Source organism: Romboutsia sp. 1001285H_161024_C4, assembly GCF_015550185.1.
Lineage (GTDB): Bacteria > Bacillota > Clostridia > Peptostreptococcales > Peptostreptococcaceae > Romboutsia_C > Romboutsia_C hominis.
In genome coordinates this window covers 52549-64879 of record NZ_JADNAJ010000003.1, presented here as the reverse complement: position 1 = coordinate 64879, position 12331 = coordinate 52549, and the positions used below count along the sequence as shown (strand labels likewise).

Sequence of the window (12331 nt, the reverse complement as noted above, 5' to 3'; positions counted from 1 at the left end):
GTTGTATACTTTTTACTATTTTTAAATTTAATTATATTATATATATTATTCAATTATTTTCCTATTACAATTATCTATACTTATATATTTATAATGTATTAAACATGGAGTATAATAAGTAAATATAAAAAAACTAGAGGTGAAACAAATGAAGAAAAAGGTAAAAGTAGTTGCTGCTATAATAGAAAATGATAATAATGAAATCTTATGCGCGCTTAGATCACCAAAAATGGTGCTTCCAAATATGTGGGAGTTTCCAGGCGGTAAAGTTGAAAAAGGCGAATCATTATATGAAGCTATAGAGCGCGAAATAAAAGAAGAGTTAAAATGTAATGTTAAAGCTATAGATATATTTAATGATATTGATCATGAATATGAAAATTTCATTGTGAATCTTATATGTTTGAAGTGTAAATTAGTTGAAGGTAATCCAATGGCTTGCGAGCATTCTAAGATTATATGGTTAAAAAGAGAAAACTTAGATTCTTTAAAGTGGGCTCCTGCTGATATATCTGCTGTTAATAGATTGATAAAAGAAAGGTAATAAAAATGATAAATAGGATGAAAATATACTTGTGTAAAAGCAATTTAATTACATTCTATTTATCATTTTTAATAATATTAAGAAGGTAGCTTTATTTAACTTTTGCTTGTTATTTAAGCATTAATATTTTCAAGTTGTAATACCTTTTTTATGCAGTTATCATTTTTAAAATTTGTAGTTCTTTTACAGTCTTTTATTTCAAAATCTGGAGTAGTTTTAAATTCTTCATCACATATTCCATCTTTATTTAAATACATACCACTTGCCATCCTAACTATTAAGCCGCTATTTTTTAACTTAAACAACACAGGGTCTAATCCTCCACCATCTCCTCCAGTAGTTTGTCCTATTAATGTTGCAAATTTAGTTTCCTTACAGAACATAGAAAATGACTCTGATGATGAATATATTTTTTCATCTACAAGCAAGTATATATTACCTTTAAATTTTAAATCATTATTAGATTTTATAGTATAAGACGTATTTTCAAAATCACTAAACTTTTTTAAAGTCTCCTCTGGCGCATTCTTCTTTACATTCATTGGTAGATTTTCTATAGGTTCTAACTTTATATTTCTTACATCAGTATATCTTTTAACTATTTTACTATTATTTCTATAAGTTCTATAACCATTCATTTTAATATCATTTTTTATAAGCTTAGATACTATTCCTTGCCAATACCTATCGCTTCCTCCTAAATTTCCTCTTATATCAATAATTAAAGCTTTGTATTCTCCTAATGTGTTAATATAATCTCCAATCATCTTTAGATCTTTATCTGTAGATCCATTCTTTGATGCCATTGATGGTAAGTATATGTATCCAACCTTATCTTTAATTACATCTTGTAAAATTAACTCTTTTTTTAAGAGAATATCCTTTGGTATTTTTATTTTAGGATTTATAGAATTATATCTATCTACCACTTTTTTATCGTCAAGAAAATCATACCAATTATTCTTAGAATATGATTTTTTAAAAAGTTCATATCTTTTTTTATTGTCTATTAATTCAGTATGCCTATTATTTAAATCAGATAATATAGATGACATTTCTTCTATAAATTCTTCGTCATTTTTAGTATTTTTAATTCTTTTTAGATATTTGTCCTTATTTCCTAGCCAATCTATATTGTTACGTCTCTTATTTACATCTAGATAAGGATATCCATTTTTTATAGCATCATAAGCATACTCAAAATCCTCTATCTTCTCTTCCTTAGATAGTTGACCCTTTTTAGGATAATTGCAATTACCTACTGCTATTATAAATATAAAAATAATTGCTAAAAACAATATTTTCTTTTTCATCCAATTCACATCCTTATTGTTCCAATAATCTTAAACATTGTAACATTACTTTACAAGAAAATCTAGATTACTAAATTATGTATGTATTTAATTTTGTATATATATTTCTCCCAACAATTTGTTCAAAAAACTAAATTCATTGCACATCTTTTAAGTATTACATTCATGAACTCTATATAATCAATATATCTTTCGCTAATTGTAAAAAGGATATAAGCAAATTTTTATAAAATTTACTTATATCCCCTATCTTTGCAAATATTATTATATTTTTTCTCTCTATACTCTAGTTTTTGGTAACCATTCTCCATATTTAGGAGCTACTTCTTCATTATAGAATTTATCTAAATCATTAATCATTTCAACTACATTTTCCATATCTATATCATCAACAATTTGCTCTATAAGCTCTATCCCACGTTTAGCATATTCTAATCTTTGTTCTGCAGATTCAACTCTAGGAGTTGGCATATGGTCTTTAGGATCCCCAAAATAATATCCTATAGATCCTGATTGATAAGCCATATCAAATAAAGGATTTGCAAAAGCAACTGTTTGCTCTACTTGTTCTGAAAAATCCATTCCTTCGCCTATGCTAAGCGGTATATCTTCTAATCTCCCCATTAGTTCATATGCACCAAACGATATGTAATGAAAATCATTGATATCTTTAAATACGCCAGATGATTTCTTAAACATTGACATACATAAATCCAAGTATAATATAGGAACCTTAGTATCATCAAAAAAATCTCTAACCATCGGGCTACAAGTCATATGCGCTGGTCCATGAAAACTTATATATATTTGTCTTTTAAAACCTTTTGTTAATAAGCTTTTAGCTATTTGATATAAGTAATCTATTCCTGCTCTTACACTTACTTGAACTGTACCTCTACCTGAAGCTGTAGCTCCTGCATAAAAATATGGTAAATTATTAAGTACTAACCCATTAACTTTTTCTGCCATTTTTAATGCAAAGGCTTCAGATATTACAGTCTCGCAGTCTAAAGGCATTCCACCATGCATTTCTACTGTTCCAACTGGAACTATTATAATATCATTTTTATCTAAATATCTTTCAACTTCATAATTTGTTAATCTAGGTAAAAAACGAGTACGCATTTATTATTCTCCCCTTTATCTTCTTTCTTTTAATTCACTATACATTTGTTGAGTTTTTTTATTATTTAAATTAAATATTAAACCTATTCCTATAAGTTCAAGTATACATGTTACAACTATTATACCTGTGCTTAAATATCTTATATTTTCAGCAACACCTACTGGTTGAGATGCAGCTCCTGCAACATATCCTATTAACCCTAAAGCATAACTTGCCACTGTTGAAGCTAAAGTTGACCCTATCTTACGAGAAAATGTATATATAGAGTACATTGATCCATCATTACGTTCGCCTGTTATCCACTCATGATAATCTAAACAATCTGTTACTAAAGCCCAAATTATAACTGTAAATACACTTTGTCCTATGCAGAATATAGTATTTAAAATTAAAAATACATATGGGTTTGGTATTGGTACTAAAAATAAACCTACAGAACCAATAGTATTAAATAAAACAGTATAAAGTATTAAGTTTCTTTTTCCAAGTTTTTTAGTAAGTGTAGGTATGAATACTACACAAAGTATTGTAATTGGTAAAGTTGCAATAGTAGCCATTGTTAATATTTGAGGAGCATTATAATACTCTTTATATAAATATGTCCCCATTGAACTATTAGCAGTAATATATAATAATGAACCTACTGTAGCAACCATTACACCAATTAAAGGTCTATTTTTTACTACACTTTTTAAAACATTAAGATAGTTGAATTTACTATCTGTATTATTTTCTTGACTATGTCTTTCTGTTGTAAGTGTTAGTAATCCTATATAACAAAGTATAGATAATATCCCAAATACAATAGCAACTTTAAAAAATGCTGATGGTACAACATTTCCACTTTTATCAAATAAAATTTGAGGTAATGCCGCTAAAGCGCCAAATCCAACAATCATTCCTCCAAGAGAACGAGCACTAGATAATTTAGTTCTTTCAACTGGATCTTGAGTTATTACAGCTGCCATTGATCCATATGGCATAGATGTTCCTGTGTAACACATACCATATAATATATAAGCTACAGATACCCATATATATTTTGCCGTATTACTAAATGAAGATACATCTGTAAAGCATAATACCCCTGATATAGCTAATGGAACTATGAATAGCTTTATCCATGGTTTAAACTTATCTCCTGATTTACCTATTCTCCATCTATCTGGAAATGATCCCATAATAGGGTCATTTATGGCATCCCATAAACGTGAAACTAAAAACAGTGTTCCCATATAAAATGGTGATATACCTAAAACATAAGTACAAAATGTTAAAAAGAATGAATCTACATATAAGTTAATAAAGCTTCCACCCGTATCACCTAGTGTATATCCTATCATATCTTTAAAACCAAACTTTCTTTGACTACTCTCAATTTTAATATCCATTATTCCCCTCCCTAAGATATCATTTTTAAGATTTTTTTAATGATTTTAATGTATTTAGCAATATATTGTTATTACTTTATATAATATATACTAGTACACTAGGAAATCGTTTTGAATATTATATTTTGTTGGTAATATTGGTAATCTTGCTATTCTTACTTATTTTTTTCATATATTCACTTGGTGTCATATTATTTACCATTTTAAATGCTCTGTAAAATGTAGCATAATCATTATAACCGCATTCTTCATATATCTTGCTTGGTAATAATCCTTGATGCATTAATTTCTTTGCATTTTCCAACCGTTTATGTGTTATATACTGACCTATTGAAATTCCTAAAAGTTTCTTGAATTCATGAGAAATATAATATTTACTTACAAAAAAGTACTTTTCTAGGTAATCTAATGTTATTTTTTCGTTATAATGTTTATTTATATAATCAACAATATAGGACATTAAAAATCCATTCCCTACTCCATTAGATATACAATCAACTTGATTCATACTCATTCTATTAAACTTAGCTAACATTAGTCCTAATATAGAAGTTGAATATATATCACTTGCATAATCATCACGATAATGCTCATCTATAAACTGATCTAACATAGAAATTATGTATTTACAATCTGGTGCATTTGGATGTAAATAGTTGCAATAATAAATGGAGTTTTTATTAAAGCATAAAGATAAATCACTTTTCATCGTCGATATTTTTTCCATATAAGACTTACTTATCCATAATACTATACGTTCATATGTACTCTTAGTATCTAAAAATACAGGTCCATGCTCCTCATCTGGAGGAATTAATATAACATCACCATATCTTAATTTATACTCTAAATCATTAACCTTATACTTAATATTCCCAGATAAGAAAACACATACTTCATAAAAATCATGTACATGTATTGGAATTTCATTTTTGACTATATTTTTATAATAGAAAATTTCAAAATCTTCACTATCCATATTCTGGTTATATCTAAAAATATTAACCTTTGACTTCAATATATTCCCCCCTAAAGTCATAATTTCTGTCTATTTATAATTATTATATTCTTAAAATTAACTAAATTCAAATAATAATTATAACTAAAAAAGATCTATTTCAATATTTAATCAAATACATTTATTTTTAATTTTGCCATTGATACATGACCAAGAAGTCAACCATCAATTCACTCACTAATGCTATATTATTTTTGACATTTGGGTATGGTTAAGTAACTGTTACTTTTATGTTTTTGCCACAACCTAAATAAACAGTATTTGTATTTATAAACTTAAACATATTATTCTATATTTTAAAATAAATCTATTATCAATAGTTTCAATAACAACATTTAAAGCATCTTCTTATAAAAAACTTTAAAGAACATTAACTCAATGATATTTTTTATTTATTTTTTTTTAATATCTGTGATAATATTTATATATATCAGATATTCATGAAAAATCAAAAAAATTGTTTTATCTAGGAGTCTATTATGAATACACTTAAATATGAATCGGTAAATATCCACGATGATATAGGCGTAAAACTCTATCTATCTGTTGATAACGGAAGTTTTACAGCTAAACACTGGCATTATAGTCTTGAAGTTATTCTTATACTTAATGGAAGTTTTAATCTTTTTGTAGATAATGAAAAGATAAGTTTAAAAGCAAATGATTTAATAATTTTAAATCCAAAGCAAGTTCATTCAGCTATTTGTTCTGATAGTAATGAATCTATAGTTCTTCAAATTCCTTATAAGTTTTTAGAAGAAAACATACCTAATATAAATAACTTGCATATTAATTACAAAGAATTACTTGATAATTTTGATGATATTACTGTGAATAAATTAAAAAACACTTTAAATAAATTATATGAAGTATATAGCAAAGAACCCCAACTATATATATTAAACTCAAAAGCTTTATTATATGAGTTTTTATATATCTTATATGGTAATTATTCAATTTCTACAGATTCAATATCTTATCAAGATACAGATAAATATTTCGATAGATTAAAAATTATAACTGATTATGTTAAAGAAAATTACAAAGAACAAATTTCTCTATCTACAGCAAGTGAAGTTGTAAACTTAACACCTCAATATTTATCTAGATTTTTTAAATCACACATGGGAATAACGTTTACATCGTATGTAAATAATATCAGACTTGAAAAAATGTATAATGACCTTATAAATACAGATAATAATATATTAGATATTATTCAGGATAATGGTTTTTATAATTATAAACAATTTATGAAGCTATTTAAGAAAATATATAATTGTACACCAAGCCAAAAACGCCAACAAATAAATGAAACTAAAAAAAGGTGAGAAATTTTTCCTCACCTTTTATATATTATCTGTTTCTTAATTCACTTACTATCTCTCTACATTTTTTCTCAGTTAACGGGTACATCTTTATAAGTACCAACATCCCTATTGTAAGTACTACCGGTATAATACCATTTACAGCACGAATACCAGCTAAAGCTTGTGGAGTTTGAACAACATTTGCAACATATCCTGTCATAGATAGCACTACACCTGGAACTAATCCACCTAAAGCCATTCCAAATTTAAAGAAGAACCCTATTATAGAATAAGTTATACCTTCTCTTCTCTTTCCTGTTTTTAATTCCCCATATTCAATAGTATCTGGAACTAAACTCCACATTATCCCAGTACTAGAATAAGCTACACCATGAATTACTCTAAGGATCATAAGTAAAGTTATATGTTCTTTTCCTAAGAACATCATTCCTACTGGAAGAGATAAAGTAACTACAGTAAACCAAAATATTATTTCTCTCTTATCAAATTTCTTTAATAAAAGTGGAGTAACAGCATATCCAACTAATACAGCGCCTTTTCCTAATACCATATATGTTGGAATTAAATCTTCTCTACCTAATACATATTGGAAGAAGTATATACCAACAGCATCCATTATAGACATAATACCAAACATTAATATAAATATTAATGATAATATAACTAATGGCTTGTTATTTTTAAGTAAAACTATTATATCTTTAAACCCAGCTTTTTCACCCTTTTCATTTACTACACTATATCTTTCTTTAGTAGTGAAGAAACAGAATAATAGTAATAATCCACCTGCTATACCATATATTATCATTGTTTGTTGATACCCCTTAGCTAAGTTTCCTCCACCTAACATCATACTTAACTTAGGTACACCATAAGTTACTATAAGAGTTCCTACTGATGCAAAGAACATTCTTACTACGGAAAGGTTAGCACGCTCTGTAGAATCTTGTGTCATTGCTGATGTTAAGGCTCCATAAGGTACATTTACTAATGTATATACCATCCCTAATCCTATATATGTAACATATGCATATACAAGTTTACCAGTAGAAGAAAAATCAGGTACTGTAAAACATAAAATAGCTAATAATGTAAACGGTAGCGCACCGTATAAAAGATAAGGTCTAAATTTACCATGCTTTGATTTTGTTCTATCTACTATAACACCCATTATAGGGTCATTTATACCATCCCAAATTCTTGCTACTAAGAAGATCATAGATACTGCCATTGGAGCTAATCCATATACGTCTGTATAAAAATACATTAAAAATGCTCCAACTGTACTAAATATTAAGTTACAAGCTAAATCTCCTGTAGCATAACCGACCTTCTCTAACCCTGAAAGTTTGTCATTTACTGTAGTATCACTATCTATAGTTTGATTCATAGTCTTTTCCATATAATTAGTCCCCCTAATTTAGAGCTGGTATAAATTTATACCAACTCATTTTATAATAAAATTACCTAATTCTAAATACTTTTAAAATTTTCCCTGTCAATACTTATATAATTTTAATATAACTTCATTACCTTTAGTTAGTTCTACATTTATATTACTGTAAATATAACTTTATTGTCTTTAGCTATTGCCACTGTTCCTATTTCTAAATTATAATTACAATTAGCATTTTCAGATGTTGCATTAATATTTCTAAGGACAATTTTATAATCCCCATTTATTCCTTCAGTCTGAACAATTATTTTATTTTCTGTCTTTATTGCGTATACTTTCCCTACTTCTTTTCCAAGTGAGCTATATAGTGTAGTTTCTATTTTATTATTTTCAGTTAATTCAAATATGTTAAGCTCTATATCCTTTAAATAATCATAATCTGGCTTTTTATCATTATATCCTATAGGAATTATAGTATTATCTTTTACCATTAATGGTAGTGACATATAATCATGATTTTCCTTGTACCATCTTCCGCCTTCGAGTACTTTATTATTTAATAAATTTGTCCATCTTCCTTCTGGTAAATAATAACTTACATCTCCAGTATTACTAAATATAGGAGCTACTAATAAGTCTTTCCCAAACATATATTGACGATCTAAGTTTATACAAGTTTCATCATTACAATACTCAAGTACCATAGGTCTCATCATAGGTATACCAGTATTTTTTGCTTCAACAGCATACTTGAATAAATAAGGCATAAGCTTCATTTTTAATTTAGTAAATTTACGAGTTACTTCAACAGCTTCCTCATCATATATCCATGGCACTTTGTACTCAACATTTCCATGATATCTACTATGAGATGATAAAAGTCCAAATTGAGTCCATCTTTTGTAAATATCAGCTGTACATCCTTCTTCAAATCCACCTATGTCATGACTCCAATATCCAAATCCACAAAGACTTAAAGATAATCCTCCTCTTAATGATTCTGCCATAGAAGGATAATTAGATAAACAATCTCCTCCCCAATGTACTGGGAAATTTTGTCCTCCAACTGTTGCTGATCTGGCAAATACACAGGCTTGTTCATTTCCTAGTTTTTCTACTAAAAGTTCAAATACTACTTTGTTGTATAATTGAGTATAATAATTATGCATTTTTTTAGGCTCTGATCCATCGTAGTATTTTATTCCATATTTTAATGCATCTATTCCATAGAATTCATCTTGAACAGGTATTCTTTCACCGAAGTCAGTTTTAAAACTATCTACTCCCATGTCAATTAATCTCTCAAGGTGTGACTTATACCACTCACAAGCTTCTGGATTAGTAAAATCGACTAAAGCCATACCTGCCTGCCATCTATCCCATTGCCATATTTTATTATTTCCAGTTTTAACAAAATATCCTTTTTCAGCACCTTCTTTATATAGAGGTGATTTTTGACCTATATATGGATTTATCCAAACACAAACTTTTATGCCCTTATCATGAATTCTTTTTAACATTCCTTTTGGATCTGGGAATACTCTATTATCCCATTCGAAGTTACACCATTCAAATTCTTTCATCCAGAAGCAATCAAAATGGAAAGTTTCAAGTGGTATATCTCTTTCTAACATTCCATCTATAAAGCTCATTACTGTTTCTTCATCGTAATTTGTACAGAAAGAAGTTGTTAACCAAAGACCAAATGACCAGGCTGGTGGAAGTGTAGGTTTTCCAGTTAAATTTGTATAGTTATTTATAACTTCTTTTAGGTCATTTCCACCTATTATATAGTACTCAAGTACTTCACCTTCTACACTAAATTGAACTTTACTAACTGACTCTGAGCCTACTTCAAAAGATACATTTTCAGAATGATTAACAAAAACTCCATATCCTTTATTCGTTAAGTAAAAAGGTATATTTTTATATGACTGTTCACTTGCAGTTCCGCCATCTTGGTTCCAAATATCTACTACTTGACCATTTTTTACAAACGGGGTAAAACGTTCTCCTAGGCCATATACTAACTCTCCAACTCCTAGTGCTAATTGCTCTCTCATATAAACTTCTTTTTTATCTGTTGTAATATGAGATGTACCTTTTTTGCTTGTTTCAGTTAATAACTTATCATTATTGTAGAATTTTATTCCCCAATTTTCACCTTTTCCTATTTGAGCTTTTAAGCTACCTGATATAAATTCATAGTTATCATCATTTTCTTTTATTTTAACATCTGGCGTATTTTCATTTAATTTAAAGTAAGACTTATCATTTCCTCCTGCATGATGAGTAATTCTGACTTTAATTATATTTTCCATAGGAGAAGATATCTCTGTTGTTAACATTCCTCCGTCTAAAGTATTGCCTCTTGTGTTTACTTTTACAAACGGACAATATGCCGTTAATTTACCTTCTTCTATATCCATATCATAAAGTTCAGCAGGATATAAAACCTTATAATTCTCTTTATTTAACCACATTCCATTGCTAAATTTCAATTTAATATGCCTCCCCTAACTAATAAAATTTTGCTTCAATTTAAGTATAGTTTATATTATTTCTTAATAAGATGTTAGGTATTTTCTATACTACTTTATAGGTCTTTTTTAGCTTTTTTGTATTTTTAAAAATTTAAAGGATTATCTAAAAATAATTAAATTGTTATTTTTTAAATAATCCTTCGTATTTTATAAACTTATTAATCTTTTATTATATATTTAATTACTAAAAAATGGATTTTCAGTTTTATAACGTACAGATTTTGGTAGATTATAATCTATTTCTTCTACAGAAACACCTAAGTATTTAAATACTTCATATAAAGTTTTACCAAAATGCCCAAATGCAACTGCACCATGATGTGGATAGTTCTTTTCAATTAATACATGACGATAGAAACGTCTCATTTCTGGTATTGCAAATACTCCTATTGCTCCAAATGATCTAGTTGCTACAGGTAAAACTTCACCTTGAGCAATATATGCACATAATTTAGCATCTGATGTACTTTGTAAACGGAAGAAAGTTATATCTCCTGGAATTATATCTCCCTCTAGTGTTCCTTGAGTTACCTCTTCTGGTAATGCACGTGCCATTATTTTTTGATATTTCATTTCACAGAATGATAATTTACTAGCTGCAGTGTTTCCACAGTGGAATCCCATAAATGTATCTGTTAGTGTATATGAATAATTATCTTTTATTTCTTCTTCAAACATGTCTTTTGGTACTGTATTATTTATATCAAGTAAAGTAACAGTGTCATTACTTACTACAGTTCCTATAAACTCACTTAAAGCTCCATATATATCAACTTCACAAGAAACAGGTATACCTTTAGCTGTTAAACGGCTATTTACATAACATGGTACAAAGCCAAATTGAGTTTGAAATGCTGGCCAACATTTACCTGCTATTGCAACAAACTTACGAGAACCTTTATTTGCTTCTATCCAATCTAATAATGTTAGTTCATATTGAGCTAATTTAGCTAATATTTCTGGCTTTTTGTTTCCTTCTCCAAGCTCTGCTTCCATTTCTTTTATTATAGCTGGTATACGATCATCATTTTCATGATTTTTGAATGCTTCAAATAAATCTAATTCTGAGTTTTCTTGTATTTCTACTCCTAAATTGTAGAGTTGCTTTATTGGAGCATTACATGCTAAGAAGTCTTGTGGACGAGGTCCAAATGATATTATTTTTAAGTTGTTTAATCCATAAATTGATTTTGCTATTGGCTCAAATTCATGTATCATATCTGCACATTCACTTGCAGTTCCAACTGGGTATTCTGGTATATAAGCTTTTATGTTACGTAGCTTTAAATTATAGCTTGCATTAAGCATTCCGCAATATGCATCACCTCTATCATCTAAAAGTTTATCTCCACTTTCTTCGGCAGCTGCTATAAACATAACTGGTCCACCAAATTCTTTAGCTAATAATGTTTCTGATGTTTCAGGACCAAAGTTCCCTAAGTATACAACTAAAGCATCACACCCTGCTTTTTTAACTTCACTTAAAGCTTTTCTCATATGTATTTCATTTTCCACACAAGTTGGACATTCATAAATTTCTCCGTATTTTTTATTGTACTCTTTTACAACTGCTTTACGACGATTTTCTGAAAGTGACATTGGAAAGCAGTCACGACTTACTGCTACAATTCCTATTTTTATTGATGGCATATTATTCATTTTTAATCTT

9 protein-coding genes are annotated in these 12331 nt (G+C 28.2%); 2 read left to right on the top strand and 7 right to left on the bottom strand.

Annotation, left to right across the window (positions count from 1 at the left end; genetic code table 11):
- Positions 1-148: 148 nt before the first annotated feature.
- Positions 149-544: a (deoxy)nucleoside triphosphate pyrophosphohydrolase gene (locus I1959_RS06900; protein ID WP_166505340.1), complete on the top strand. Its 396-nt coding sequence runs from the start codon at positions 149-151 to the stop codon at positions 542-544.
- Between the two features lie 113 nt (positions 545-657).
- Here I1959_RS06900 and I1959_RS06895 read toward each other — a convergent pair whose 3' ends face one another.
- The 4 genes from I1959_RS06895 to I1959_RS06880 all read right to left on the bottom strand — a co-directional run bounded on the left by I1959_RS06895 (position 658) and on the right by I1959_RS06880 (position 5392).
- A complete protein-coding gene (locus I1959_RS06895; protein ID WP_195237673.1) occupies positions 658-1857 on the bottom strand; it encodes a S41 family peptidase in 1200 nt (399 codons plus the stop codon).
- Positions 1858-2136: 279 nt separating this feature from the next.
- Positions 2137-2982 (bottom strand): creatininase family protein, encoded by an 846-nt coding sequence (locus tag I1959_RS06890; RefSeq protein WP_166505338.1) that lies wholly within the window; start codon positions 2980-2982, stop codon positions 2137-2139.
- A 15-nt stretch (positions 2983-2997) separates the two neighbouring features.
- Positions 2998-4374: an MFS transporter gene (locus tag I1959_RS06885; RefSeq protein WP_195237671.1), complete on the bottom strand. Its 1377-nt coding sequence runs from the start codon at positions 4372-4374 to the stop codon at positions 2998-3000.
- 118 nt (positions 4375-4492) lie between these two features.
- Positions 4493-5392, bottom strand: coding sequence for an AraC family transcriptional regulator (locus I1959_RS06880; RefSeq protein ID WP_166505336.1), 900 nt, complete (start codon positions 5390-5392; stop codon positions 4493-4495).
- A 479-nt stretch (positions 5393-5871) separates the two neighbouring features.
- Between I1959_RS06880 and I1959_RS06875 the strand changes: the two genes are divergently transcribed.
- Complete coding sequence (locus I1959_RS06875; RefSeq protein ID WP_195237669.1) at positions 5872-6723, top strand: AraC family transcriptional regulator; 852 nt, start codon at positions 5872-5874, stop codon at positions 6721-6723.
- 25 nt (positions 6724-6748) lie between these two features.
- Here I1959_RS06875 and I1959_RS06870 read toward each other — a convergent pair whose 3' ends face one another.
- The 3 genes from I1959_RS06870 to I1959_RS06860 all read right to left on the bottom strand — a co-directional run bounded on the left by I1959_RS06870 (position 6749) and on the right by I1959_RS06860 (position 12321).
- Positions 6749-8125, bottom strand: a complete 1377-nt coding sequence (locus I1959_RS06870) for an MFS transporter (protein ID WP_207733550.1) — start codon at positions 8123-8125, stop codon at positions 6749-6751.
- Between the two features lie 149 nt (positions 8126-8274).
- A complete protein-coding gene (yicI, locus tag I1959_RS06865) occupies positions 8275-10620 on the bottom strand; it encodes an alpha-xylosidase (RefSeq protein ID WP_195237667.1) in 2346 nt (781 codons plus the stop codon).
- Positions 10621-10839: 219 nt separating this feature from the next.
- Entirely contained in the window at positions 10840-12321 is a 1482-nt protein-coding gene (locus I1959_RS06860) for an L-fucose/L-arabinose isomerase family protein (RefSeq protein ID WP_195237659.1), read from the bottom strand.
- Positions 12322-12331 lie beyond the last annotated feature (10 nt).

Excerpts from the sequence above, each read along its gene's own strand:
- I1959_RS06900 (WP_166505340.1), top strand. The coding sequence starts at position 149 with ATGAAGAAAAAGGTAAAAGTAGTTGCTGCTATAATAGAAAATGATAAT.
- I1959_RS06895 (WP_195237673.1), bottom strand. The coding sequence starts at position 1,857 with ATGAAAAAGAAAATATTGTTTTTAGCAATTATTTTTATATTTATAATA.
- I1959_RS06890 (WP_166505338.1), bottom strand. The coding sequence starts at position 2,982 with ATGCGTACTCGTTTTTTACCTAGATTAACAAATTATGAAGTTGAAAGA.
- I1959_RS06885 (WP_195237671.1), bottom strand. The coding sequence starts at position 4,374 with ATGGATATTAAAATTGAGAGTAGTCAAAGAAAGTTTGGTTTTAAAGAT.
- I1959_RS06875 (WP_195237669.1), top strand. The coding sequence starts at position 5,872 with ATGAATACACTTAAATATGAATCGGTAAATATCCACGATGATATAGGC.
- I1959_RS06870 (WP_207733550.1), bottom strand. The coding sequence starts at position 8,125 with ATGGAAAAGACTATGAATCAAACTATAGATAGTGATACTACAGTAAAT.
- I1959_RS06860 (WP_195237659.1), bottom strand. The coding sequence starts at position 12,321 with ATGAATAATATGCCATCAATAAAAATAGGAATTGTAGCAGTAAGTCGT.